A 25,362-nucleotide genomic window follows, 5' to 3' on the forward strand; every position below is an offset into this window, starting at 1 on the left:
ACCCGCCGAACCCGGCCGCGCGCCCCACGGGCTGCGCCTTCCATCCGCGCTGCCCGCGCGCCATCGCGCGCTGCGCGCGCGAGGTGCCGGCGCTGTCCGCTGTCGGCGGCGACAGGCAGGTCGCCTGCCATCTCGTCGCCGGCGCTGCGACACGGGACGCCGCGTGATGGGACGTTATTTCGCCATTCGGATCGGACGCGCCGCGCTCACGATCGTGCTCGTCGTGACCTTCGCCTTCATCGTGTTGCGGCTGTCAGGCGATCCCGCACTGATGATCCTGGGACCGGAGGCGCCGCCGGAGGTGCTCGCGGCATTCCGCAAGGCTTGGGGCCTCGATGACCCGATCTGGGCTCAATATTTCGATTATTTCGGCGCCATCGCCAAGGGCGAACTCGGCCGCTCCATGCGCGACGGCCGCCCCGCGATCGAGCTGGTCCTGGAGCGCATTCCCGCGACCCTGGCGCTGACCCTGCCGGCGTTCTTCTTCAAGGTCGCGCTCGGCGTTCCCGCAGGGATCTACGCCGCGCTGCATCGCGGCTCGGGAATCGACCGCGCCGTGATGATGACGGCGGTCGCGGGCTTTACCGTGCCGAGCTTCGTGCTCGCGCTGCTGCTGGTGCTCGTCTTCGCCGTGCAGCTGGGCTGGCTCCCTTCGGGCGGGCAGGACAGCTGGCGCCACGCCATCCTGCCGATCGCAACGCTCAGTCTCGGCGGCGCGGCGGTGCTGGCGCGCTTCACCCGCAGCGCCATGCTGGAGGTGCTGGGCCAGCCCTATATCCGAACCGCATCCGCAAAAGGCGTGCCGTGGCGCAAGGTGGTGACCTCGCATGCGCTGCCGAATGCAGCGATCCCGACCGTGACTATCCTCGGCTTCATGGTGGGCACGCTGATCGCAGGCGCGGTCGTGGTCGAGAGCGTGTTCGCCTGGCCGGGAGTAGGGCGGCTTCTCGTCGTTGCGGTTGCCAACCGCGATCTCGCGGTCGTGCAATGCATCCTGCTGCTGGTTGCGATGACCATGGTGACGTCCAATCTGATCGTCGACTTCCTCTACGGCTTCCTCGACCCGCGCCTGCGCAGCAAAGGAGCGCACGCATGACCGACGCGACGCTGAAGGAGACCAAGGCGTTTTCACGCCGCATCAGCCTGCCGGCCATTCCGGTCTCGGTCGCGCTGGCAATCAGTTGGATCGTCGCGATGCTGCTGATCGCGGCCTTTGCGGAGAAGATCGCGCCTTACGGCTTCACGCAGCTCGACCTGCGCAACCGGCTTGCTGCGCCCGGCAATGCCGCGCACTGGCTCGGCACCGACGAGCTTGGCCGGGACGTGCTGTCGCGGCTGCTCGTCTCGATCCGCATCTCGCTGCTGATCGCGTTCGGCGCGACCGCAATCTCGGCCGTGGTCGGGACCACACTCGGCTTCCTCGCCGCGCATTTTCGTGGGTTCGTCGAGCAGCTCGTGCTGATGCTGACCGACTTCCAGGCCAGCATGCCCTTCCTGATCATGGCGCTGGCCGTGCTCGCCTTCTTCGGCAACTCGTTGCCGCTCTTGGTCGGGCTGATGGGCCTGTTCGGCTGGGAGCGCTACGCCCGCATCGCGCGGGGCCTTGCCATCTCCGCCAATGCGCAGGGCTACGCCGCTGCCGTCCGCCAGCTAGGGGCGACGCCGTCGCGGATCTACCTCCGGCACATCCTGCCCAACATCGCCTCGACCTTGATCGTCTCGACCACGCTCGTGTTCCCCGAGGTGATCCTGATGGAGTCAGGCCTGTCCTTCCTCGGCCTCGGCGTGCAGCCGCCGATGACCAGCCTCGGCAACATGGTCGGCTACGGCCGGGAATATCTGACCCGCGCCCCCTGGATCATGCTGGCGCCGGCGACGACCATCGTAGTGACCACGCTGGCCGTGTCGGTGATCGGCGACTGGCTGCGCGATCGGCTCGATCCGACGCTGTAATAGGGGCTCCGACGCCCTCCGCCGTCATTCCGGGGCGCGCCGAAAGGCGCGAACCCGGAATCCATTGTCCCGCGGGTGCTGCCGCCCGATGGATTCCGGGTTCGATGCTGCGCATCGCCCCGGAATGACAGAGAGTGAGCGACGAGCCCCCCGCGCCGGAAGCAGGGGAGCCCTGTCCGACCCAAGTTCCCGTTGCGCGGGCTGCCCCCGTGCGCTATCCGGCCGGAAAGGCCTGAGGTGGCTCCACATTTTCCCGCCCCGGCCGACGCAAACCCGAGGACGGAAACCGCCATGCCAGCCTATCGCTCCCGCACCACCACCCACGGCCGCAACATGGCGGGCGCCCGCGGCCTCTGGCGCGCGACGGGCATGAAGGACGCCGATTTCGGCAAGCCGATCATCGCGGTGGTCAACTCCTTCACCCAATTCGTGCCCGGCCACGTGCATCTGAAGGACCTCGGCCAGCTCGTGGCGCGCGAGATCGAGCAGGCCGGCGGCGTGGCGAAAGAGTTCAACACCATCGCGGTCGATGACGGCATCGCCATGGGCCATGACGGCATGCTCTACAGCCTGCCGTCGCGCGAGCTGATCGCCGACAGCGTCGAGTACATGGCCAACGCGCATTGCGCCGACGGCCTCGTCTGCATCTCCAATTGCGACAAGATCACGCCCGGCATGCTGATGGCCGCGCTCAGGCTCAACATCCCCGCCGTGTTCGTCTCGGGCGGGCCGATGGAGGCCGGCAAGGTCAAGCTGGCCGGCAAGACCAAGGCGGTCGACCTCATCGACGCCATGGTGGCCGCCGCCGATAGCAAGGTCAGCGACGAGGACGTCAAGGTGATCGAGCGCTCGGCGTGCCCGACCTGCGGCTCCTGCTCGGGCATGTTCACCGCCAATTCCATGAACTGCCTCACCGAGGCGCTCGGCCTGGCGCTGCCCGGCAACGGCTCGGTGGTCGCAACCCATGCCGACCGCAAGCGCCTGTTCGTCGAGGCCGGCCACACCATCGTCGATCTGGTCCGCCGTTATTACGAGCAGGACGATGCCTCCGTGCTGCCGCGCAACATCGCGAATTTCAAGGCGTTCGAAAACGCGATGACGCTCGATATCGCGATGGGCGGCTCGACCAACACCGTGCTGCATCTCTTGGCTGCCGCCCATGAGGGGCAGGTCGCCTTCACCATGAAGGACATCGACCGTCTGTCGCGCCGCGTGCCCGTGCTCTGCAAGGTCGCGCCTTCCGTCGCCGACGTGCATGTCGAGGACGTGCACCGTGCCGGCGGCATCATGGGCATCCTCGGCGAGCTCGACCGCGCCGGGCTGATCGACACCTCTGTTACGACCGTGCACGCGCCGACCATGAACGAGGCGCTGGAGCGCTGGGACATCAAGCGCACCAAGAGTGAGACGGTCCGGACCTTCTATCGCGCTTCGCCCGGCGGCATCCCCACGCAAGTCGCCTTCAGCCAGGAGCGCCGCTACGACGAGCTCGACGCCGACCGCGAGAAGGGCGTCGTGCGCGATCTCGCGCACGCCTTCAGCAAGGACGGCGGTCTCGCCGTGCTCTACGGCAATCTCGCGCAGGACGGCTGCATCGTGAAGACCGCCGGCGTCGATGCCTCGATCCTGAAATTCTCCGGCCCAGCGCGCGTGTTCGAAAGCCAGGACGCGGCGGTCGAAGGCATCCTGGGCGGCAAGGTCGTCGCCGGCGAGGTCGTGGTCATCATCTATGAAGGCCCTCGCGGCGGCCCCGGCATGCAGGAGATGCTGTATCCGACCAGCTATCTGAAATCGATGGGCCTCGGCAAAGCCTGTGCGCTCGTCACCGACGGCCGCTTCTCCGGCGGCTCCTCCGGCCTGTCGATCGGCCATCTGTCGCCGGAGGCCGCCGAAGGCGGCAATATCGGTCTGGTGCGGACGGGCGACATCATCGCCATCGACATCCCGAACCGCAGCATCAGCCTCGAGGTCTCCGACGAGGAGCTCGCCAAGCGCCGCGCCGCGGAGGAGGCGAAGGGCGATGCCGCCTGGCAGGCGCAAGGCCGCAAGCGCAACGTCTCGACCGCGCTGCAGGCTTACGCCGCGCTCACCACCAGTGCCGCGCGCGGTGCGGTGCGCGAGGTCAAGCGGCGTCCGAAGTAGGCGGCATCGGCGCCACTGGCCTGGATCGGCGATCTTCGGAACGCCTCGCGGCTCCGTGCGACCACCCGGATGCGCCGTTGGAAGTAGCCGGAACGGAGATCGGGAAAGAACGGCCCCCGCCTCCCTAGGGCGTGGGGCTGGTTGGGGTGGGAGCGGGAGCCGTTTGCTCAGTGGGCACCCGACGTGCGGGCTCGCCCGCCAGGCATCATCAACTTAGTGCATTGTCCACATTTTGCTATTTAATTTTTATTAATTTTGTTTTTATTTTTATTTAATCGTGCCATCCTAAGAAAAATCGTCGAAATCCATTTTTCCGAATCCAGCCGAGGCGGTCGCCGTATCGAGGTTCGTCCGCAAAGGTTCGGATTGCCAATAGCGGAGTTAGCCATGAGTCATTCTCCATCACTCGTGCCGCAAATCACGACAGACCGGGACGTCTATCTTGTGCTCGATGATTTCGGCCGCCGCCTGGGGCGGGCTTGGTGCGAGACGGCCGAGGAGGACGCCAATCGCGCGACCCTGCTCAGACATCTCGCCGAAGGGCAATATCTCCATCCCGCACGTATCGTGGCCTTCAATACTGCGGAGGGATGGTCGCGCGATGCCACCGCTGAAATCGCCGATGAGCTGCGCCGTCGCTTCGTCGAACTCGAGGAGACCGATCCCTCGCTGTTGGAGTTTCTGGAAAGAGCAGCGAGGCGTTGAAAGCTCGAACATGGAACGAGGATGAACTGCAAATTATGCTCGAACGAGTGCCGCGGCGATGTCCGATCGCGGACTCGCTGTCATGCGCACCCCCGCGCAAAACATCCCGCGCGTTAATGCGCGTGGTCAATGAGTTCTTACCGCTCCGCCGCGATCGATCGTTCGCATTAAGGATGCCTCGACGAAGTTCGGCAAGGCAAGGTTTTGCGCCGTATACTCCCGCGACCTTCGCAGATCCGTTTCGGGCAACTGGGGCACCACCGCAATGTCTCGTACTCTCGCTGTCGTTTTCTCAACGGCCGTCGTCGCCATTTCCATGACGGGCGCGGCCTCCGCCGGCTGCTACAATTGCTACACGCCGCCGCCGTGCACGACCTGCTACCAGCAACAATATGTGCCGCCGCAATACCGCACCGTCGACGAGACCGTGATGGTCTCGCCCGGCTCCGTGGTCGCGCACCGCACGCCGGCGCAGTACCGCACCGTGATGGTGCCGCAGACCGTGATGGTCGCGCCGCCCAGCGTCCAGTACGAGCGCATCCCGCCGCAATACGCCACCCGGCAGCGCGTCGAGATGGTCTCGCCGGGGTATTCCTATTACGCCCCGGTGCAGATGAACTGCGCGTCCTGCGGCTACTGAGCTAGACGCAAACAACAAAGAATTTCAGGACGGCGCTCTTCGCGGGGCGCCGCGCTTTCTGTTGCGCGACGCAAAGGTGAGGGAGCCTTTGAACCGCAAGGCCCGGAACGACACGAAACGGCATGAGCTCGTTTCTGGACTCCGTCGAGCGACCGCAACTCGGGCTGGTCGCTGCTTTCGCCGTTTCACTGATATGCGCAGTTGCGGTGGTCTGGTCGGTCGGCTCGACCGATCGCGTTACCTATCTCGGCCCGGACCACGGCCAGGAGCAGACCATCACACAGGTCCGCCTCAAGACGCTCCCACAAGGGAGTTACGTGATCGAACGGGGCGCGATCTACAAGGCAATGCAGGCAGGGTGCCGCTACGACTTGAACTACAGCCCTCAATTCGGGCGCAACGTCAGCGACCGGCAGAGGACCAAGTACATCCGGAGTGCCGTCCTGGTTGATTGCCCGAAGAGCTAGACAGGTTGTGCAGGAAAAGGAACGCGCCGCGCTCCGGCCGGCAAAGGTTTGAGCACTTGCGCCAACTTGGCGTTGCCTTGCGCGGTCGACTACGTTAAGCGACACCCATTCCCGGGACTGGAAGGGTGGCCGAGTGGTTTAAGGCACCGGTCTTGAAATACGCTGGTAATCATACCTTTCGATACCAGTAGGTTAAAACGTGTGCCGGTGCGACTGTATATCGGTCCTGGACCGAACTGATCTGTCCGTTTAAACCTCTGCTGTCCCATCTGATTGGGTCCACGTTTGGGTCCAAAAAGGCCGCATAGGCGCTAATCACTTCTTCAAGAATTCGGAAGCAAATGCGGTAATCGCGGCGGCGACTGACTGATTTGCCTTTTTGGATCTCTTGCGCTTTGCATAGCTGCGCAACAGTACGGCTGGATCATCACCTATTCGTTGCGCGACTGTGTGTACTGGAATTCCCGCGTCTAGCAGCGCGGTCGAATGAATGCCTCGGAGATCATGAAATCGAGTCTTGCCGAAGCTCGGCAGACCCTCCTTCTGAGCTTGCCGTCTCGCGAAATCTGCACGCCGTGCAAATTCCTTGGAGAAGTTGCGAGGGCTGCGTGGCCTAGATAGATCAAAGTCGCTTCCATCCCTGGAAACGTCAGGGAACAAAAGTGCAGTAGTTGGCAGTTTGATTAGCGAAATATCGACTGAAGCACTATCCGGAATTCCTGCCAAAATCCGCTGTTGACGGATTCTTTCTTTGTCGAGCATCGCCAGCGTTGCAGGGTCGAGCTCGATAGTGCGTATACCTCGCTTGGTTTTCGGAGGCTTGAGCCTAAGGCCGAATTTCCGCGTTTGCTCCCAGGCGCGCTCTATTCTCACGGTCCCATTGTCTAGGTCCAGATCAGTCCAACGGAGTGCCAGCAATTCATTTCGGCGAGCTCCCGTGGCGGCGGCGAGCACAACGATGGGATAGAGGCTGGATGCTTCAAACGCGCTGATGAGACGCGCTAACTCGACTTCGTCTAGGCCTTGACCGATCTCATCGCCGTCCAGCTCGTTATCAAGGAACGTGGAGATCTCAGGGTTAGGAATCCGTTCCACCCGGATCATGGGGTTGTTAGCTAAGATACTTTTACGCACGGCAGCAGCTAGGCAGGATCCTAAGACTACATGGACATGATGCGCCGTACGTGGCGCTATCTTGCCCCTTACCTCTATCTGCGCGTACAGCTCATCGACGTCTGAAGCTCGCAGCTTTTGAAGTGTTTTGTCAGCAAGCACTGGACTAACATGCGTTCTCAATAATTGAGCGTATCGCTCTAGGGTCCTCTGGCTTACTTTTCGTCGCCGGCGGCCAGGAGCACCAGCCGCAAGCCATTGTTCAATCCAATCTCCAACCGTCAGCCGAGATGGCTCCACATGGCTCCCGGTATCACCATCGCGGAGAAGCCGCCGCAACTCTTTGCGAGCTTCCGCAAGTGGGCCATGAAATGTTACGGTGTAACGCCGGCCTTCCACGCGATAGCGCAGGCGGAAGGTGTTTTCGGCTCGTTGATCAATCGAGCCTTCTCCGAAAGATCGCCTGGTTCTTCCTTGACCGGCCATGTTTTAACCTCCTAACGACTTCGCGTTCTGCGGCTCGCTTCGAGTTCTTGAAAGAGAGTTTTCTTTGGCCAATCGCTAGCTATTTGCCGCAAATTGTTGCCGATTTCCTCAATCGCCCCACCAGGAAGGCTGGCTTCGACGGTCCGAGAATAGTATCTGCGCTCAGAATTCGTTCGCTTTCCGAAAATGCTGACCTCAGCGCTTTTCATCGGCTGGCCGATGATGTTCACGGTGGCTGTGAGGTCCGGTCGGCGAACTACTACACTCAATAGTTTCTTCGCGAGAGCCTCCGAGGACACGAGCACCTCGAGCGCATCAGCGAATGTCCGAGCACCTGTGAGCGGGCAAAGGCCTTGCTCCGCAGCAGCCCTGCTAAGTGTCTTCGTCTTACTCGCGGTATCGGCCAAGCTGTCCGTTGCCAGCGTAGCAAGCACCAGCTGTGTCACCGTAGCTGGCACAGCACGGATGCCGCTGCCCGGCCCGCGGCCCTCGATCGCCTTTAGCATTTTCGAGCGGACCAAAACTCTCTGACGTTCGTAGAGGGCGTCCGAAGTCAGATCGAGATAGTCAGCCAAGTAGGGCAAATAGCTTTTCAAACTGATCATGACAGCCTTGTACTAGCCGATACGAACGGTGGTGTCCACCACTATTTCATTGCAGCAAGCGTCGGACCGGGGCATAATGGTGTAATCCTACACTACTAAGGAGGCTAGGATGGCTGACGAGTCGAGCCCGGATAAAAGGTTGGTGTACGATGTCCCGGAGGCGGGCGCTCTGCTCGGCTTAGGCAGGAACGCCAGCTACGAGGCGGCGAAGAGAGGAGACATTCCGACAATCCGTATTGGAAAGCTACTTCGCGTTCCTAAAGTCGCATTCGATCAGATGCTCACGCGAGGAAACTCGGAATGAGCATGCGTGAGTGCGCTGATGACTATGAGCGCGTCATCGTTGCTACCAACCCCAATTGGCGAGTGATCGAATGCCGAGATCGAATCCAGTGGATTCTTCAGCGACGCGGCTCGCCAGAAAAGCCACGTAAAGACGATTGGCGGGGCCGCAGCTATTGCCGGTCCAAAGAAGCACTGATCCGCTGTACGCGCGAACACGCAGGCCCGATGAATACAGGGACTGTGGCCACGCTTGCCGCTCTCCCGGGGTGGATCGAGAACTCCAGTAAGGAGACGTTCCTGCCTGCGAGAAAACTGATGCCTGAGGGGTAGAAACACTTGGCTGGTCCTGTTGACGGTCCAGTCAAAGATTGGCGCTGGTCGGAGCAGTCACGGCAGCGGCGCCACCATCGATTGTGATGGGAGTCTACTGTGGGGCGCGATCATAGACAGGGCCCGGTCCGAAAGATGCGAGGGCCGATCGCCGGTGCGACGCTAGCACTGTAAGTTGGCATCGAGGTGATCCGCGGCGTCGCGAGGTCATTGCCCTAAGCGGCGGCAGGCTCCGGCAGGCAAGATCGCGGCGGGTGTAGGGACCAGCTCCGCTAATTTGCGGGGGCTGGTCGTCCTATGCCCGTCACAACGGACTCACCAACAGGCAAGCAAGTACATTGGAATATAAGCGTGCCGGAGAACAACAAGTCGGTTAAAGCATTGATTGATTTACTCTCTCAATTGATGCCCGCGCCCCTCCTGTAAGGTGCAGGTCAACATCCTGGCTGTCGAGCGCTGTTCATCCGCGCCCAGATCCGAAGTTTGCAACTGCTAGACTCCGATCGCTCAGATTCCGGCATGTAAGTACGGGATCGGAGACGACCCCCGGCATCTTGACTAAGCCTGTGACGTCACTGAGGACGGAGCCGATGCGCCTTGCCGGATTTAGCGGTCATGTATGAGGCGCCCACTAGCTGATCGTCACCAGAGCCTTAGTGAAGAAATTTCGCGCCTACGCGGCATCGTTGGCGTTTTTTAGCCCGTGTAAACCGGAGAGGGCGTCGAGATCCCAGTGAGAGAGCAGTTTTGTCTACTTGCGACCTGACAGCGACATTGCCCGGTGGGCAGTTGCGGACTTCGCGAACGAACCGAGGCCACAAAATGGATCAACACGCCTCTGCGCACTAGCGCTACACACGTGAGAGCGCAGGCTTTGATGGCCTGAGACCATAGCTCTCCGCTGCTGAGATCCTACAAAAGGTGGCAACATTCCAAGGCGCGGTAAAGAGAGGATTGTTGAATGTTTTCAACGCAGCTCCTTTCCCAAGCGGGAGGCCGCTTGGGGCCCCCGCTTGGGGCCGCGCTTGGGTCTCTCGGGTGCAGCGTCCGATAACCGTGCTTAATCATGATCCAGACTGAGCTCTGCCTGCTCGCATGGCTAGCCGCGTTAAACAATCGCGTGACTCACTATCGTTGCTTCGGTCTAAGAGCGGCGATTCCATAAAGCAGCCCACAGGTCGGCACTGTGTCACTTAGACCGAATTGATCCACTCTCTGATGGGAGCGGCTATTTGGCCGAGCTTGAATCAAAGCGCCAGCGCGATCATTAAAGTGCATGAACGCGCTCCCGAACCGGGGCCTCTGTACAGTACCAAAAATCCCAGCTGAAATACGGTATGAGCTGACGCGCGTCTGCGCGGTTGCTGACAAGGAGAAGGAGCATGGGCCGAAGAAGAAAGAGAGTTTGTCTTGAAGAAGGACTTTCCCTCAACATCGATTGGCTACGTTGGAATAACTTTTTCGAGGCTGGAAGCAGGATCAGCGGAAAGGGTATTAGCTGGACGTTGCCGGGAAATGTGATTGCCTCCGCCAACATCGAGACAGACATGCGCGGCTCGGAACGATGCTGGCTGGAGATCACGATGAGCGACTTTAAGCAGCGAGTTGAAATAGCGGGGCAGCGGCGCCACTTCGGCGGCCGCCAACTCTATTTCGTCTGCCCCCGCACGAACCGTTCAGTTTCAACAATCTGGAAACCGCCGGGTGCGGATATCTTTGCCAGCCGCGAGGCCTGGGCAGGGCAGGTTGCCTACCTGAGTCAGTTCGGCACGTATATTGATCGCGCGCATATTGGGAAATCGCGGGCGAAACGTCGGTTGTGTGGAACTGACGAGAATCCCGCCGCCCGCAGTTTTCCCGATAAGCCGAGCAGAATGCATGCGAGTACCTATGCCAAATACGCCCGCCGATTCTATGCCTATCAGCAGATTTTAGACCGCGGTCTGGAAGCGCTGATCGTCGAGGACTGACAACTGTTTTCGAAATCAAAGCGTGTATTCATAAGCAACTGATGTTTGGCTTGAGAAGCAAACTGAAAAATGCGCCCAAAGTACCGAAAGTGGCCTCTTGACCCTCAGCTGAAGCGGGCTGAGGCATTTGCGATGTCGGCTAAGGGCGCCAGAGCGGACGAGGGGCTAGAGCTTGCCCGACCGCCGCTTGTGACCCACAGCCGACTTGCCTACGTTTCAAAGAGGCGCTCTCGCCTTCATCAAAACGAACAGGTGAGAACCGGCGGCGATCAGCGAGAAAATGACTATTCCTAATTCAGCACCGTGCACATGCTGCGGTGCATATGTTGAAGCCAGCCAAATGAAGAGCCGGACGGCCGCCATGAAGGCAATCATCCCCCACATGGCGAGCCATTTTGGGGCGTACCAAGCTGGCTCGCCGCTGGGCCCCCATTGCATGGCAACGCGCTCGCTCGCGATACGCGGGCCAAGATAAAGGTTTGCCCCGATGACCACCGCGATAGCGAAGCCAAAGACGTAGTCTGCTGGCACCATGTTTTCCGCCTTCCAAACACCAGCCGAGAATATCCAAAGGCGGAGAAGCAATCCATTCTTGCTTAGATGGAACCGCTCGCCTCTACTTCCTGATGGTTGCTGGTAGATTGATTGGACGCTACGACCGCTTCTGGCTCTAGGCGGACATGACCAAGCACGCCTCGCACGTCCGCTTCCGGCTGCAAAGCGGTCCTCGCCGGCTCCGAAACGACAATTTTATGAGCGCACGCTCTAGTCTTGAGTTGGCGCTACGGGGATCACGAGAGGCCCTGTCGGGGCTTGCGCGTAGAAATCGCTGCCGGCCGTAGTCGCAGACGGGCTACAAAGGTCACGTAGAGGCGATTTGGGCCGAGGAAGGCACTTGCCTTGCTCCTAGGCGAGCGTCCGCTGTACGCGACCAAGCCGCTAGCTCGGGACAGCCCGATTCTCCAAAAAGGTGCAGAGAAACGGGGAGGGAGCATGACTCCGGGGCCATCATAAGTTTTTCCAAGTCGCGTGACGGGGCGATCTTGAACCTTAGGAGACTGTCGGCAGCACGCTGTACCAGCCAACGCCAGTGATGTCGTTGGGCGTCGGATACATAAACCGGTGTCAAGCTTGATCAAGCTGCTCGTTTTCTTAGGATTTTTGCGCAGCGAGGACTCGTTGGGGCCCAAAGCTGGACCCAAGTGGAGAGACGCATAGAGTCGATCCTCTTGGCGTCCGCGGACGCCTTCGGTCTGCGGGCAAACGGATGACTGCCGTTGGAAGAACTGATCATGGACCGGCTGGCAAGCAGCGTCAGGCCCACGCGCGCGCGGTGAGTCTCCTCGTGGCCCAATGCGGGTAGGCTGCCAGAGGTGATTTTTTGAGGTCGACCGTATGCGCGCAAGCTTCTCCTGGTTTGTAGTCTGGCTAGGTTGCTGGTGATCGGCAACTCGGCCTACAAAAGCGTACCGAGGCTTACCAACCCTCAGGGGTCAATGTTGGAAGCCGATGGGGGCAAAGTTCGCGGCTTATCCACAATCCTAGTTCGCGCGGGCATCACCTTTTTTGCCGCTGCACCGGAACACGCCGTCCGCTGCGACCGGTGACTGGCACAGCTCGTTCAATTGCGCGGGAAAAGCCGAGCGCGACCATCGCGGCAACGATCGCAGGCGCACCATCTCGCGCAATTGCGTGGACGTGTCCGGAACGCGCAGGACGACGTTGTAGCGAGTGCTGTTGGCCCATTGGTAGATCGCGGGAGCGCCTAGCCCGGAGAGGCCGCTGGCGGCGAGGCGCGCGCTCTCGGCCTGCGCCGCCTGCAGGCTGTCCGACGAGCTCAGCACCACGATCGGATCGGTCGCGCCGGGCGAGGGGGAGCCCGGCGGAAGTTTGATCGGCGCCATTTCGGGCATATCCGGGCCGGACGGAAGATCATGCAGCGGCAATCGCCCGACTTGCCGAGCGCGCGGGAGGTCAATGAGGCGCAACCGGCCGTCGACGCTGAGCGACGCGAGATAGCGGCCGTCCGGAGATATCGAAAGCCGGGTGATGACGTCGCCATGACCGCGAATCCGCAAGGATTGGGCATTCGGCAGATCGCGGAAATCCCTTGGCAGCGTCACGATCCGGATCACACCGTCATTGCCGGCGATGGCGAAGGCCTCGCCTGACGGGGACAGGGCGGCCGCGCTGACCCGGGACTGCGGACAGGTGGGCAGCAGGCTGCACAGCGCCAATGTATCGCCGAGCGAGGTCGTGGCCTTGAAGCTCTCCAGCGCGCGCAGCGTGCTCGGACCGAGCATACCGTCGCGCGGGCCGGGATCAAAGCCACGCGCCGCAAGCGCCTGCTGCAGTCGCACCACTTCGCCACTGGCGAGCTCGACGGGCGTGGCGGCGAGCTCCTCCGGTAGATAGCGCCGGAAGATCCGCGCCACGTCGCCGGTCGGCACATCACTGAGCCGTGCCAGCGCGAGGCCGCCGCGGCCATAGATCATCAACACATCGCCGTCGGCAGACAGTGAAAGCCCGTCCCGTCCGGCATGGATCGGCACCAGTCGGCTCACCGCAGGAACCGCCGCTTGCCCCGTCGTGGTGGTGGCAGCTTCGGCCATCTCGACGCGCTGGATGCGCGGCGGATTGCTTCCGGCGCCGCGACGAAAGACGCGGATGTCGCCATTGGCCGTGGCCCAGGCGAAAGCTGCATGCGCGGTGACGGCGGTCTGCGATCCCAATCGCGGCGCGATGGCGACCACCGACCGGCCGGCCGGCGGATCGGTCCTCGGGGCCGGCACGCTCGCGTCGGCCCGCAGCGTCCAGAGCGGGCGGGAACTGGAGCTGTCGGTCACCCGGATCGATCCATCGCGATAGCCGATAATGACGGTTTCGTCCGTGCTGGCGTCCGCGACGAGATCGAACAGATCGCGCCTGCGTGCCGATCCGACCGCACTGACGATGCCGTCGGCGGAGCTCGCATCGATGCCGAACGAATTCAATGCAGGCGCCGGACTCAGAGCTTCAACGGCCCGCTTGAATATTGGCGACTTGCTGCGCCTGTTCGACGCGCCGCCGGCGTTCGGGGCCCGCACGGCCGAAGGCAAATCGACGACGGGCAACAGTTGTGGACCGACGGACGCGGCAAGACCGGCGAAGGTGGGCTCGTCGTCGGCGCGGAATAGCGTGTCGCCGTCTGCCGTCGGGTCCAGCCAGACCACATGGGCGTCGGCGTCGAGAGTGTCGGCTCGTCCTATGTCGCGGCGGCTGGACCCGGTCGAGCCGGCCGCAGCATCGCCATTACCAGCGGCGTTCCGCATCCGAAGCGGAAAGATGGTGACGATGGGGCCTTTTGCCCGGGTGAGCACCGCCTCCGGCGTCCCCGAAGCCCTGACCCGATAGAGCTGGCCGAGACTGGTGCCGGCCAGCAGCGTTGCCGCATCGCCAGGCGACCATGCGATAGTGGTGACACGATCGCCCTTTGCCAGGGGAATCTCGGCCGTCAGATCGCGCGAGGCGCCGGCGAGATAGAGGCGCACGCCGAATGCGACGACGATGCAGAACGCGAGGCCGCCGAGCAACCCAGCGGTGGTCAGTAACCGCGCGCGGCGATCGGCCCTCGCTCCGATGAGACTCAACCTGACCTCTTGCGACGGACTTTCCGTGAAATCTGGCTGCACCTGCCTGGTCTCGGACGGCGCGTCCGGCGCCTGGTCAATCTGTGACGTGTCGTGGGCTTGCGATGTCGCCGGATCACCCATCGATTTCCGAAACGGGACATTCTCAGGTTCGATCGGAGCGGACATCGCACCTTCTCCCGCTACTTGAAGGCCGGTGCGGCGGAGGCCGGCGGCGCGGCGTCCGCCGCGGCCTCGGCGTGCTTGCGGCGCCAGAGGCGGATGCGCTCGACGACGAACGCGGTCCCGAACCACGCTAGCGTCGCGGCCCCGAAGCCGAGCACCGGCCACCACGCGCCGTTTGGCAGGGGCGCCGCGCCGAACGCTGGCATCAGCCAGACCGCAACGCCCGCCCATGCCGCGATGAGGACGAGACGGCCCAAGCCCCGCATCAGCCAGGTGCGCTGGGCATCGCTCGCCGCAGTTGCCTCTTCCTGTCGCAGCCTGTCCCATGGCGCTGCGTCCGACTTAAAGGCGATCATCACATTGTCGGGTGCCAGCGGCTGGCCGCGCCAGTCCGCCTGCCAGACCTGCAGGCCGAGCCGCACCTCGCCGCTCTCGCCGGCGTTGGCGGCGGCGAGCTCGTCGATGACGTCGCGCAACATCTTCTTCTCACGGTCGCTGAGCGCGTTGAACGTGGCGGTCCGCAGCCAATCCGGCATGTGGCAGACGCGCAGCCATGGAAGCAGGCAGAGCCGCGCGAACAATTCCTCGGAGAAGATGATCGGATTGGCGGGATGGCCATAGCGGTGCAATCGCGCGCCGAGCCACAGGGTGAGGTCGACGCGGAGCGTGGGATAGACGCCGCAGGCGGCGAGCCAGAAGAAGCCGTGGCCGAGCCAGGTCTCGAGATCCTCGATCAGCGCCTTTTGTTCGGGGTCCGGCGGTGCCAGATCCTGCAGCAGCGACAGGCCGAGCCGCTCTATCGATGGCGGACGCGGCACGGTCTCCTCGGGCGCCAGCAGCGTCCCCGCCAGCAGGCTCCAGGTCGCGATGCGGTCGAGCAGGCCGGCTTTGCGCATCGCCTGGTCGAGCGCGCGGCGCGGACCGGACTGGACCTCATCCGGCGCAAGACCGAGGGCGAGATCGCCCAACCCGGCCATGGTCGCGCGTCCGATCGGCGCATCGAAAGCTGCGGCCAGCCTGAACTCGCGCTCGCCCCATTCGCCGCGCGGCACCGGCGTCAGCAGCATGCGCCGCCGCCACGAGGCCAGCTCGGTCGCGAGGAACGGGTGCGCCTGCTGACTGAACGGATCGATCAGCTCGTCGCCGTCGCTGACGATCACCAGCAGCGAATCGCCGTGCAGCTCGCGCAGCCCGCGCAGATCAAGCGTGCGCAGCCGGCCGCGCGGATTGAGCGCGTCGGCGCGCGAGGTTGCGGTCAGCGTGCGCGGGTCGGGAGCATAGTCATAGGCTGTCAGTGAGACGCCGCTGCGGGACAGCGCGTCGAGAAGGCGCAGCACGCGCGCGCGCTCGTGGTCGTGGCGGTGGCGGCGGTGCACAAGCACCACGATGTCGACCGCCCGGCTGCCGTCGCGCATCACGGTCACGACGTCTCCGGCGGAGGCAAGGCTGGCGCGTACGCTGCGCGGCAAGTCGAGCCGGCTGCCCGGCAGCGGCTCACGTAGGCGCATCAGCCGGCGCGCGGTCTGCGACGCGGAGGGCAATGGCGGCAGGGCCGCGAAAGATTGCAGGATCCGGCTCGTGCCCCACGCGCCCGCCTCTGCCCGTCGAAACGTCGCGTGAGCGACCCGGGTGCGCCGCAGCGCCTCCGCCGCCGCCTCCCGCCGTTTGTTGGAGTTGCCCCAGAACGCGAACACCGATCCGGGCAGTAGTACGAGGAGCGGCAGATAGCGCAGCCATGAGGGCCAGGTCTCGCGCGCCAGCGTGGCCGGCGGTAACGGGTTGGTGGCGATTTGGAAGTCGCGCAGCCAGGCGGCGGAATCGATCGCAGGATCCGGGCTGATCTGCCAGTCGTCCATGATGTAATCGTCGAACGCCGTCAGGCTGGCGCCAGCAGACTGCGCGGCGGCCACCGCCGCATAGTGCCGCAGCGCCATCGCGCCCAACGCGCTGTGCGGGATGGAATTGGCCGGATCGATCGGGTAGACCCGCATCATCTCGGCAAGGACATAGGACGGCGGGCCGAGTTCCGGCGCGGCGCCGCACAGCGCGGCGGCCAGGGCGTATGGTGTGATCTCGTTGCCGTAGCGCGCTGCGGCAACGAGCGTCAGCTTCAGGAAGCGCTCATAGCGCGGCTTCAAGCCGGCATCGGGCAGCGCCGACTGTGCGCCGTTGCCCGCGGGAACGGACGCGTCCGTTGTATCGACGCTCGCCGCCTGCCGCTGCGGCGATTGAGCTGTCAGCGATAGCCACAGAATGACGGCTCCGAGCAAAAGGGCCGTGCCGACCGCCGCCAGCGTCGAAGCGCTCGGCCAACGGCGCAGTTTCGTCATGGTCGCAACGGATGCTGCGGCAATCCGTTGCTTCAGGGGCGGCGTCTCCGGCTTGCCGATGTCCGCGAAGGCTTCCTTCAACAGCTCGGCTGCCTCGCGCGTCTCGGCGAGAACGGGACGCAGATGCGACAGCCAGAACTCGCGCTGGTCGCCATCGGGCACCGCGCCGGCCGCGCAAACGGTAGCGTAGATCTGCAGCGCATCGATCCTTTGTCCTGGCGTCACTCGGTACAGCATCGATCCCATGCCGCCGCGATTGCGCAGCTCCTGATAGCGGCCGATCAGCCGAATCAGAGTTCCCGGATCGAGGTGCAGCTCGGCCATGTCAGCTCGCGACCATTTGCATGGCATCCTGGAACAGCGCGCCGTCGCGCTTCAACTTCACCAGCGCCGGCCTGACCACCGCCAGATCGCTGCTGCCGGCGCCGACCAGCAGGGCGGCGGCGTCCATCATCTCGGCGATACCAGGCTTCTTGTCAGGCTGGGCGTCGCGGAATTTGAGCGTCAGATCGACCAGCCGCGCAGCGATCCCGTTCCCGAGCTTGGGCGGCTGGCCGTCGATCTTGACGCCCATCCGCTGCAGGCGGTTGGTAAGCCCTGCATTAACGATCGCCGCGAGCCGCTTCTCATCCGGGAACGGGATCTCGTGAAACACGCATCGGCGCAGGAAGGCATCGGGCAATTGTCGCTCCTCGTTTGAGGTGATCACCACAAGCGGGCGCAGCGATCGCTCGATCTTGTCGAGGGACGGAGTCTCGGGCGGCGGATCGCCGGGGTATTCCTTGACGCGGAAACTCATCGTCTCGATCTCGTGCAAGAGATCATTGGGGAAATCCTTCGGCGCCTTGTCGATCTCATCGATCACAACCACCGAGCGGCGCGGCGCGGTGTTGCCATCCCACGCCTGGGCGTGCTTGCCGCGCAGCAGCGGCGCTACTGCGCTGCGCGGATGGGCGTTCAGGATCGCGCGTCCCATCGCCTGGAACTCAACATAGTCGCCGACATCGCCAGCCTCGTTGACCTGCGAATCGCGTAACCGCTGCAACGCGTCGTAGGTGTAGAACAGCTCGCCCGCGTCGGATGTCGACTTCACGCTGTGCAGATAGAGATCCGAGATCTGCAGCATCCGCGCCACGGCGTAGCCGAGCTCGGTCTTGCCGACGCCGGGCTCGCCCGAGACCAGGAGCGGCCGGCCGAGCTCGATTGCGACATCGACCGCCGCGACGGCCTCGTCCTCGAGCAAATAGCCCGCGCCGCGGGCCGTCTTCCTGCCGTTCTCGTTCAAGGCGGCTGCGGGCTTCGCACCATTCTTAAGCGCGGACGACAATTCGCCAAATGTCTTGGTCATGGTCACGGTCTTGGCTCCCCAGGCTTGCCGCTCCGATCAATCGTGCCGGCGATGTAGTTGCAGAGGCTGGCGTCGAGGCCCTTTGCGACGATGTCGAGCGGCTTGAGCTGCGTGCCGTTGAACTGGCTAGCGATGGCAGCATTGAATGCGTCATCGGCGGTCCAGGCGGTTTCGAGCACCGCACGCCATTCGTCCAATTCGTTGAAGCCTACTTGGGAAAGCCTGACACAGACGCCGCAATGCGGAGGCGCGCCGGCGCTCCACAGTCCGGCGAATTGCCGGAGCAAGTCGTCGCTGTCCTCGCCGTCCGCGACGATGAAACAGACCACTGCCTGGATGCCGTCTCGGTTGTCACCGAAATGATCGGCAAGCATCGCGGCGAACTCAGTCAGCAGCGGTTCCTCGGTCGCAAGACTCCAGGCGGCATCGATCGTGCGGCTTAGCAGCAGCAGATAGCGGCTTCGCCGATCGAGCAGTTGGACGATGTCGGACAGTTCCTGGCGACGCTGTGCGACGTCATCCTGCTGCGGCCAGACCCCGGGCTGCGGCGTTCGGCTCGGCGCGCTCAGGCCCTTGGTCAGCGCCATCAGCCGCAACTTGTCGATACCATCCGGCCGGCTCTCGAACGACAGGAATTTGAGCCGCTTGATGAAGTGCGAATGGGCGTCGTTGGTGCGGCAGACCACGACGTGCAGCAGCGGGCGCGCGGCCTGCGGAAAGGGGGCCGCAAACAACCGTGCGAGAAATCTGCGCTCCTCGCGCGCGCGGTCCATTAGGCAGAGCGCAGCCTCTTTACGCCGCTCGATCGACTCGGCTCGCTGCCGGGCCAGCACATCCTTGCCCGGGTTTTGCGGCGGGGCCAGGCCAAGGATGTTGGCGGGCCGCTCGTACCTCCGCTCGATGAAGCCAGAGATGCGTCGCAGCGGAATCGCCTGACCGCGGTTTTGCTCGTCGGCCGTTTCGCTAACGCTGGCATTGTGCAAGGCGATGAAGGCAAACTGGAAGGTGGTCGCGAAGCATGGTCCGCCGGACGATCCCCTTCTTGTTATGCCGTTATGGATGTAGCGTGCAGGCTGCCCGGCCGCGACGCGGACACCTGTGAATTCTGCGGAATCGCTCTTCAACGGCTGGAGGATGAAGGCGCCGCCGATCTCATAGGGGTATTGGAGGATCATGAACTTCTGCCCGATTTCGGGGTCGGGCCGGGCCCCCGAACTTGGCAGCGGGATCCATCCGCGCGTGGTTCCGTTGTAGTCGGGAAGTCGGCCCGCCGGGGTGTCGAGCCGAATTATTGCGAAATCGAGCTTATTGTCATCGAATCCGTCGCCTCCGTCGCGGACGTCACCAGGCGATGGCTCGCTCGCCACGAGGATTTCGCGGATGTTGAAGATCGTTTGAGTGTTGCCGACATCGAGCAGGCCGCCGTCTTCGCCGAGGCGATAGTCGAACCGGCACTCGGCGCCCTCGAAATCGGCGCCATCCGCTATCAGTTGCTCGACGACGTGATAGTTCGTCAGCACGAGATCCGGACCGATCAGGGTGCCGGTGCCCGCCTGTGAGCCGGGGGCGCTGACCGCACACACGCAGCGCATCGCGCGCTCGAGGCCCTTGGCGATCGTCTCCGGCTCGGCGCGCTTGTCATTCCCGGTTGCGATCATCACGGGCGGCGGCATGCCATCCAGTATCCTGACATCCGAGGTCCCTCTGGCGAGAGAACTCTTCTCGATAGGATTGTTCGCAAATATTCCGATCGTCCGTTCTTGGTCCGATCGGACAGCGCGCGGGACCTACCGCGCGCCCTGCTATTCGTCGATGATGATCGCGATCCGTTCATGGTCCTGGCTCGCCTCAAACTCGGTCGCGCCGATCGCGCCGGCCATCGATCGGGCCTCGATCCGGAAATGACCGGGCGGCAGCGCCAGACGGAAGTGGCCGGCTTCATCGCATTTGACCGCGATTTCCGGGGTGCCCGCCGTGCCCTGAACGACATAGACGAGCGCATTCCCGATGCCGGCGCCGTGCCGATCGGTGACGCGGCCATGGTGAAGAATCCTCTCATCCGACATGCATCGTTGCGGCCTCAGTCCGCAGGCCCGGCGAGCCAGGCCTGAATTTGCGTCACGACCTCTGGAATGATGCGCGGCGCCGAATTGACCCGGAGATTCATGCTGGCCGGCGTGCCACCGACGCCATAGGCGTGAATGCCGACGACGATCGGCCGGCTAGTCTCGTCCGGGTAGATGTAGGCCGGTCCGCCGCTCTGGCCGCCGGACGTGTCGACATCGTAATAGATCCGCCGCGGCTCGACCGCGCGGATGCGGTTCTTTGCCCAGTACAATTCGGTGCCGCCGCCGGGCGAGGCCGGATACCCGCTGACATTGATGAGATAGTCGAGCAATTCCGCGTCGGGCAGCGCACCGACCCGGAACACATCCTCGGGCGGGAAGACGTCCTGGTCGAGGTGAATCGCGGCGACGTCGTAGTCCGGATCTTGACGCTCGATCCAGGCATTGATGCTGGAAAAGCGTTCGGACGTAAAGCTGTTAAAGGGCTTGCGCTCGCGGTCACGTCCGGGCGTCAGCGTGATCTTGTCCGCCCATCCGCCCATCTGCTTCTTGTCAAACACGCAATGGCCGGCGGTGATCACCGTGCGCGGTCCGGCGAACCAGCCGGTACCGACGAACTGGCCCCAGGGCGCGTCAATCTCCAGCGCGCAGATCAGCTTCCAGGGCTGCTGATCGGTCGACACGATGCGCGTGCGCTCGTCGGCAAACAGTACCGTCTCGAGTCCGGAATCAGGCGGTGGAACGATCGGGGTCTGGCTCTTGCCGATCACCAGCCGGCGCTTGGCGGCGTCCGACAGCGTGGCGCCTTTGGCATCGCCCTCGTCAGCTAGTACCCGCTCCGTGACGGCAGGTGCCGGCTTGCTGGCCACGGCGACAGCGCCGGTTTCCGTGTTCTTGGGGGCGACAGGCTTTGATACGGATGCAATCTGCACGTGAACATCCTCCCTGCTGAAATCGACTTCTCATTATGCGTGCATTTGATCATGAGATCGCGTTGGCAACAACGGAAAGTTTGCCCAATCGCGCCGCACAGCGTGCGCATCGGCATCCGCGGTGGAACTGGATCACCGGCCGCAAATTTCCGCTTCGACGTGGCACAACGTCAGCTTGCATCTCGATCCGTGTTGAGGTTTACTGACTTGCGAAGCTGTCCGCGTGACCGATTGCTGCGGATCCGGCATCTCGATCAGACGTACGTTCGACGCGGCGGCTGACTTTGTGCACTGCCTCTTTATTTTTTGCGGAGCAATTTCTCAGAGCTGAATGATGCAGGCTCAAGATTGTTACGAGCTTGCGACAACCTGAAGACAACTGGAAGTTCAACTGCGGCCCGAGCGGTGGGCAGGCGAGCATGGTGATGTTCGCCTAGCGATTTGCCGCCGCAAGAATCGCAGACCTGACAAAGCGAGCGGCGCTTGAAGTCGTTGGCACTTCAAGTGAGTGGCACTTTGCGACAAGCGTAGGGCTGAAGGAGGACGGCCATGGCACGTTGTCCCTTTGCGGTCTGGATGGAGATCAGCGGGAGCTCGGGCTCCTACACGTCTGGTCCATTCAAGATCGTTCATCACACCACGGAGGGCAGTTCGGCGGAGGGAGCGTTTGGGGCGTTCCGAGCCAATCGCTCCGATCCGCATTTCACCGTCGACAGCAGCAAGATCTATCAGCATATCGATACCGGCAAGGCGGCCCGTGCCTTGCGCAACGCGGCCGGCGGGGTCCAGACCAACCACGATTCCGCCATCCAGATCGAGGTCGTCGGCTTCGCCCATCGGACGAAAGTGATGGCGACGCTGAAGAACGTGCAGAAGCTGTGCAACTGGCTCGAAGCCGAGCACGGTATTCCCAAGGTTTGGCCTAACGGCCTGCCGAAACCGGCGGTCAATGGCCGCGATCCGGGCGGCCACAATCGCAATTCCGCGAACTGGGACAAAAAAGGCGGACATTACGGCCACAGCCAGGTGCCGGAAAACACGCATTGGGATCCCGGCTACACTGCGACCGAAGCGGCCTTCGTGATCGCCGATGCCGGCACCGAATTCATCAGCATCGAAGGGCTTGAAGCGATCCCGCTGGAGGAGGGCCCGGACTTCGCGACTGAAGTCTCGACCATGCCGGACCATTGCGGCGGACACAGCGCAGCGCCGGCCGACGATGCCAAGCCGCGCGGGAAGCCGAAAGTGTCAGCCAGACGGACCTCTGCGCTTGCGCGAGGCAGCGGTAGGACCGCTGCCAAGGCCCGCCGATCATCCGCACGCAAATCGTCGGCGTCTAAATCCAAGCCCGGATCCAAGTCCAAGTCCAAAACCCAATCGACCAGGTCCCGATCGTCCGGCCGCAAGCCGTCAGCAGCCAAGAGGCCGGCGACAAAGACCTCGAAGAAGACGCGCAAGACAGCTGGACGCAAGAGCGGCGCGAAAGCCGCGACGAAAAGCGCGGCGGCGCGATCGTCCAACACGACCAAATCTTCACGGAGAAAATCGCCACGCAAATAGCACGCCGTGATTGTTATCGAACTGGATTGAACGTCGTCCTGCCCTGAGCGGACACATTGCATAGCACGCGGCGCGACTGACAGGCGTGGTGCCGCGCGCCCGACCGATCATATTGGCATCATCGGCGAGCCGTTCGCGGCTTGCATAATTCTTTATTCTTTGGGGGGAACACGCATGGCAGACAAGCTCGACCATTCCGCATTTCTGCGTCATCTGGCGCGCGGGCAGGATCTGACCGGTCTCATCAATGACCGGATGATGGAGCGCGAGGAAGGTGTTCGTGCCGCAACCGCGGATAGCGAATCCGCAGCGATGCCGCCGGACGTGCGCGGCGCCTTCGAGGCGGCGGCCCGGGGCGACCCGCTGTCGCCGGCCCAGCAATTTGCGACAGAGGCGATCATCCTGCCGGAGCTGCGTCCCGCGATCGACGTCATCAACGACAGCTACGGCCAGGTCACCCATCCGCTCTGGACCAAGCTCAGCAACGATGCCGGGATCAAGGCGCGGCTCGAGACCGCCATCAAGTCGGTCGGGCGCATCGAGTTGCCCAACGGGCCGTTACCCTACGCCGGCACCGGCTTCGTTGCCGGTCAGCGCCTGATTATGACCAATCGCCACGTGGCCGAGATCTTCACCCGCGGTCTCGGCGACAGGTCGCTGGTGTTCAAGCCGGGGCTGAGCGCTGGCTTCGATCTGAAGCGCGAGCGCGGCGGCCGCCAGGGCGTCACGCTGACGGTGACGCGGGTGCTGATGATTCATCCCTTCTGGGATTGTGCGGTGATCGAGGTCGATGGGCTACCGGCAACGGCCCAGCCGCTGACGCTGTCCGCCATTCCCGCACCGGAGCTCAGGGATCTCGAGGTCGCCGTGATCGGCTATCCTGCGTTCGATCCGCGCAATCCTGCGGCCGTGCAGGACGATTTGTTCGGCGGCGTCTTTCGCGTCAAGCGCCTGCAGCCGGGCTTGCTGAGCAGCGTCTCCGACACCGCGAGCTTCGGCAAGATGGTGCCGGCGGTCGTGCACGATGCCTCCACGCTGGGTGGCAATTCCGGTTCGTGCCTCGTCGAGCTGACGACCGGCCAGGTGCTCGGCCTGCATTTCGGCGGGGCCTATCGCGATCGCAACTACGCCGTGCCGGCCTCGGCGCTCGGCGCTGACCCGCGGGTGCGCGCGCTTGGGCTGAAGTTCGACGGTCCGCCGCCGACCACCGATCCGGCCTGGGCGTCCTGGTGGCAGCGCGCCGAAGACAGCGAGGCGATTGCGCCCGATCGGCTGGCGCCCGCGCCCCAGGTAAAGCCGAAGCCTGTCGCCGTGGCGGTGAGCGACAATCAAGGCGGCGAGGGCGGCGCTGTCGTCTCCACGGCGGCCGACGGCAGCGTCAATCTGACCATCCCGCTGCGCGTCACGGTCCGCCTCGGCGGCGCGCCGCCGATCGCGGCCGAAACGGTGAGCACCGAAGCTGCGACGGCGGAGATCACCGAGAAGATGGTGATGCCGTTCCGAGACGAGGATTTCTCCCACCGGCCCGGCTATGATGAGACGTTCCTCAACCAGGATGGCGACCGCGAACCCATCATGGTGCCGGTGCCCACGGTCAAGGACGCCTCGGTGGTAGCCAAGACCAAGCAAGGCAAAGACCGGCTGGACTACCAAAATTTCTCGATCAAGATGCATGCGGAGCGGCGGTTGGCGCTGTTCACAGCGAGCAATGTGACAGCCGAAAGGGCGCTCAAGCGGCCGGAAAAACGCAAGAAATACACCCGCGCCGCATTGTCCGGCCTCGGCGAGAACGATCAGGAACAATGGTTCCTGGACCCGCGACTCGACGAAGAGCTGCAGATCCCTGATTATTTCTACACCCGCGACGACGGTGCCTTCGACAAAGGCCATATCGTGAGGCGCGACGACGTTGCCTGGGGCGAGACCTATGACGACCTGCGGCGCGCCAACGGCGACACCTACCACGTCACCAATTGTTCGCCGCAGGTGGCGCCGTTCAACCGTTCGGCCATGGGCGTCGACAATTGGGGCGATTTCGAAAACACCGTGCTGACGCAAGCGGCGAGCGAAAGGCTCTGCGTCTTCGCGGGGCCGGTGCTCGATCCTGACGACGACACGTTTCTGGGTCGCGATGCGCCGCGCTCGCGAATACGCGTCAAGATTCCGTCTCGGTTTTGGAAAGTGATGGTGGCGCGCGTAGAGGACGGGCTCGCCGCCTTCGCGGTGATGCTGGAGCAGAACCTTTCGAAGATGCCGAAGGCGCCGCCCGAGGGCGAGGAGTTCGTCATGCCGGACGAATTCCTGAAATCCGTAGTGCCGCTGAAAGACATCGAGGACTGGACCGGCCTGACCTTTGCACCGGAGCTGCATCAGATCGATCAATACGAGACCATCCGCGGCGGCGAGGCAGCCGCCCGCTCAGGCGCACGCCGCGGCCGTGTGCGCAAGCGGTAGCGAAATGCCTCGCAAGCTCGCGCCCATCGCACGTTTTAGTTCTCACTCTCGATTTCGAAAAAGTGACGAGTTTGCGATTTCGATGAAATGAAACAGGCCGACCCACCTGGCCCGGACGACGGGGCTACAAGTCGGCGAAAGTGACTACCGGCCGTCGTGCCGATCGACACGTGGGTAATCTA

General features: G+C 63.3%; 20 protein-coding genes. 11 read left to right on the plus strand and 9 right to left on the minus strand.

Annotation, left to right across the window (positions count from 1 at the left end):
* The 7 genes from XF30_RS39425 to XF30_RS21005 form a co-directional block, all read left to right on the plus strand.
* On the plus strand, positions 1–167 hold a 167-nt coding region (locus tag XF30_RS39425), incomplete at its 5' end, for an oligopeptide/dipeptide ABC transporter ATP-binding protein (RefSeq protein WP_349644205.1).
* Complete coding sequence (locus tag XF30_RS20980) at positions 167–1,096, plus strand: ABC transporter permease (protein WP_192893206.1); 930 nt, start codon at positions 167–169, stop codon at positions 1,094–1,096. The genes XF30_RS39425 and XF30_RS20980, both read left to right, overlap by 1 nt.
* Positions 1,093–1,953 carry an ABC transporter permease gene (locus tag XF30_RS20985; RefSeq protein WP_036012321.1) on the plus strand — a complete coding sequence of 287 codons (861 nt, stop codon included), beginning with the start codon at positions 1,093–1,095 and terminating at the stop codon, positions 1,951–1,953. The genes XF30_RS20980 and XF30_RS20985 overlap by 4 nt, the downstream gene beginning before the upstream one ends.
* 291 nt (positions 1,954–2,244) lie before the next feature.
* Positions 2,245–4,095 carry a dihydroxy-acid dehydratase gene (gene ilvD / locus XF30_RS20990; RefSeq protein WP_109143722.1) on the plus strand — a complete coding sequence of 617 codons (1,851 nt, stop codon included), beginning with the start codon at positions 2,245–2,247 and terminating at the stop codon, positions 4,093–4,095.
* Positions 4,096–4,350: 255 nt separating this feature from the next.
* The gene (locus tag XF30_RS20995; RefSeq protein WP_244608988.1) at positions 4,351–4,800 is read left to right on the plus strand and encodes a hypothetical protein; all 450 of its coding nucleotides are present in this window, start codon (positions 4,351–4,353) and stop codon (positions 4,798–4,800) included.
* 316 nt (positions 4,801–5,116) lie between these two features.
* Complete coding sequence (locus tag XF30_RS21000; RefSeq protein WP_036028057.1) at positions 5,117–5,440, plus strand: hypothetical protein; 324 nt, start codon at positions 5,117–5,119, stop codon at positions 5,438–5,440.
* 122 nt (positions 5,441–5,562) lie between these two features.
* Positions 5,563–5,907 (plus strand): hypothetical protein, encoded by a 345-nt coding sequence (locus XF30_RS21005; protein ID WP_109143723.1) that lies wholly within the window; start codon positions 5,563–5,565, stop codon positions 5,905–5,907.
* A gap of 315 nt (positions 5,908–6,222) precedes the next feature.
* Here XF30_RS21005 and XF30_RS21010 read toward each other — a convergent pair whose 3' ends face one another.
* Together XF30_RS21010 and XF30_RS21015 are read right to left on the minus strand one after the other, a co-directional pair.
* Positions 6,223–7,506, minus strand: a complete 1,284-nt coding sequence (locus XF30_RS21010) for a tyrosine-type recombinase/integrase (RefSeq protein WP_109143724.1) — start codon at positions 7,504–7,506, stop codon at positions 6,223–6,225.
* Between the two features lie 11 nt (positions 7,507–7,517).
* Positions 7,518–8,111 (minus strand): hypothetical protein, encoded by a 594-nt coding sequence (locus XF30_RS21015; RefSeq protein WP_109143725.1) that lies wholly within the window; start codon positions 8,109–8,111, stop codon positions 7,518–7,520.
* 109 nt (positions 8,112–8,220) lie between these two features.
* On the opposite strand from XF30_RS21015, the gene XF30_RS21020 reads away from it, so the two are divergent.
* Both XF30_RS21020 and XF30_RS21030 read left to right on the plus strand, forming a co-directional pair.
* On the plus strand, positions 8,221–8,415 hold the full coding sequence (locus tag XF30_RS21020; protein WP_109143726.1) for a helix-turn-helix domain-containing protein: 195 nt from the start codon (positions 8,221–8,223) through the stop codon (positions 8,413–8,415).
* A gap of 1,693 nt (positions 8,416–10,108) precedes the next feature.
* Positions 10,109–10,696, plus strand: coding sequence for a hypothetical protein (locus tag XF30_RS21030; RefSeq protein ID WP_146207730.1), 588 nt, complete (start codon positions 10,109–10,111; stop codon positions 10,694–10,696).
* A 216-nt stretch (positions 10,697–10,912) separates the two neighbouring features.
* Here XF30_RS21030 and XF30_RS21035 read toward each other — a convergent pair whose 3' ends face one another.
* The 7 genes from XF30_RS21035 to XF30_RS21060 all read right to left on the minus strand — a co-directional run bounded on the left by XF30_RS21035 (position 10,913) and on the right by XF30_RS21060 (position 21,166).
* The gene (locus XF30_RS21035; RefSeq protein WP_109143729.1) at positions 10,913–11,230 is read right to left on the minus strand and encodes an SdpI family protein; all 318 of its coding nucleotides are present in this window, start codon (positions 11,228–11,230) and stop codon (positions 10,913–10,915) included.
* A 1,007-nt stretch (positions 11,231–12,237) separates the two neighbouring features.
* Positions 12,238–14,493 carry a hypothetical protein gene (locus XF30_RS21040; protein ID WP_158284395.1) on the minus strand — a complete coding sequence of 752 codons (2,256 nt, stop codon included), beginning with the start codon at positions 14,491–14,493 and terminating at the stop codon, positions 12,238–12,240.
* Between the two features lie 14 nt (positions 14,494–14,507).
* Positions 14,508–17,144: a hypothetical protein gene (locus XF30_RS38185; RefSeq protein WP_158284396.1), complete on the minus strand. Its 2,637-nt coding sequence runs from the start codon at positions 17,142–17,144 to the stop codon at positions 14,508–14,510.
* A gap of 1 nt (position 17,145) precedes the next feature.
* Complete coding sequence (locus XF30_RS21045) at positions 17,146–18,168, minus strand: AAA family ATPase (protein WP_109143731.1); 1,023 nt, start codon at positions 18,166–18,168, stop codon at positions 17,146–17,148.
* Positions 18,169–18,170: 2 nt separating this feature from the next.
* Positions 18,171–19,841: a trypsin-like serine peptidase gene (locus XF30_RS21050; protein WP_109143732.1), complete on the minus strand. Its 1,671-nt coding sequence runs from the start codon at positions 19,839–19,841 to the stop codon at positions 18,171–18,173.
* 129 nt (positions 19,842–19,970) lie between these two features.
* A complete protein-coding gene (locus XF30_RS21055) occupies positions 19,971–20,234 on the minus strand; it encodes a carboxypeptidase regulatory-like domain-containing protein (protein WP_109143733.1) in 264 nt (87 codons plus the stop codon).
* Between the two features lie 14 nt (positions 20,235–20,248).
* Positions 20,249–21,166, minus strand: a complete 918-nt coding sequence (locus XF30_RS21060; protein ID WP_109143734.1) for a trypsin-like serine peptidase — start codon at positions 21,164–21,166, stop codon at positions 20,249–20,251.
* Between the two features lie 549 nt (positions 21,167–21,715).
* Between XF30_RS21060 and XF30_RS21065 the strand changes: the two genes are divergently transcribed.
* Positions 21,716–22,726 carry a peptidoglycan recognition protein family protein gene (locus XF30_RS21065; RefSeq protein ID WP_109143735.1) on the plus strand — a complete coding sequence of 337 codons (1,011 nt, stop codon included), beginning with the start codon at positions 21,716–21,718 and terminating at the stop codon, positions 22,724–22,726.
* Between the two features lie 174 nt (positions 22,727–22,900).
* Entirely contained in the window at positions 22,901–25,180 is a 2,280-nt protein-coding gene (locus tag XF30_RS21070) for a DNA/RNA non-specific endonuclease (protein WP_109143736.1), read from the plus strand.
* Positions 25,181–25,362: the final 182 nt, after the last annotated feature.

Origin of the sequence: Bradyrhizobium sp. SUTN9-2 (assembly GCF_003122645.1) — a bacterium.
GTDB classification, from domain to species: domain Bacteria; phylum Pseudomonadota; class Alphaproteobacteria; order Rhizobiales; family Xanthobacteraceae; genus Bradyrhizobium; species Bradyrhizobium yuanmingense.

What these genes read in the sequence shown, in the direction of transcription:
- XF30_RS20980 (WP_192893206.1), top strand. Translation starts at nt 167, where the DNA reads ATGGGACGTTATTTCGCCATTCGGATCGGACGCGCCGCGCTCACGATC.
- XF30_RS20985 (WP_036012321.1), top strand. Translation starts at nt 1,093, where the DNA reads ATGACCGACGCGACGCTGAAGGAGACCAAGGCGTTTTCACGCCGCATC.
- ilvD (WP_109143722.1), top strand. Translation starts at nt 2,245, where the DNA reads ATGCCAGCCTATCGCTCCCGCACCACCACCCACGGCCGCAACATGGCG.
- XF30_RS21000 (WP_036028057.1), top strand. Translation starts at nt 5,117, where the DNA reads ATGACGGGCGCGGCCTCCGCCGGCTGCTACAATTGCTACACGCCGCCG.
- XF30_RS21005 (WP_109143723.1), top strand. Translation starts at nt 5,563, where the DNA reads ATGAGCTCGTTTCTGGACTCCGTCGAGCGACCGCAACTCGGGCTGGTC.
- XF30_RS21010 (WP_109143724.1), bottom strand. Translation starts at nt 7,506, where the DNA reads ATGGCCGGTCAAGGAAGAACCAGGCGATCTTTCGGAGAAGGCTCGATT.
- XF30_RS21015 (WP_109143725.1), bottom strand. Translation starts at nt 8,111, where the DNA reads ATGATCAGTTTGAAAAGCTATTTGCCCTACTTGGCTGACTATCTCGAT.
- XF30_RS21020 (WP_109143726.1), top strand. Translation starts at nt 8,221, where the DNA reads ATGGCTGACGAGTCGAGCCCGGATAAAAGGTTGGTGTACGATGTCCCG.
- XF30_RS21030 (WP_146207730.1), top strand. Translation starts at nt 10,109, where the DNA reads ATGGGCCGAAGAAGAAAGAGAGTTTGTCTTGAAGAAGGACTTTCCCTC.
- XF30_RS21035 (WP_109143729.1), bottom strand. Translation starts at nt 11,230, where the DNA reads ATGGTGCCAGCAGACTACGTCTTTGGCTTCGCTATCGCGGTGGTCATC.
- XF30_RS21040 (WP_158284395.1), bottom strand. Translation starts at nt 14,493, where the DNA reads ATGTCCGCTCCGATCGAACCTGAGAATGTCCCGTTTCGGAAATCGATG.
- XF30_RS38185 (WP_158284396.1), bottom strand. Translation starts at nt 17,144, where the DNA reads ATGGCCGAGCTGCACCTCGATCCGGGAACTCTGATTCGGCTGATCGGC.
- XF30_RS21045 (WP_109143731.1), bottom strand. Translation starts at nt 18,168, where the DNA reads ATGACCAAGACATTTGGCGAATTGTCGTCCGCGCTTAAGAATGGTGCG.
- XF30_RS21050 (WP_109143732.1), bottom strand. Translation starts at nt 19,841, where the DNA reads ATGCCGCCGCCCGTGATGATCGCAACCGGGAATGACAAGCGCGCCGAG.
- XF30_RS21055 (WP_109143733.1), bottom strand. Translation starts at nt 20,234, where the DNA reads ATGTCGGATGAGAGGATTCTTCACCATGGCCGCGTCACCGATCGGCAC.
- XF30_RS21065 (WP_109143735.1), top strand. Translation starts at nt 21,716, where the DNA reads ATGGCACGTTGTCCCTTTGCGGTCTGGATGGAGATCAGCGGGAGCTCG.
- XF30_RS21070 (WP_109143736.1), top strand. Translation starts at nt 22,901, where the DNA reads ATGGCAGACAAGCTCGACCATTCCGCATTTCTGCGTCATCTGGCGCGC.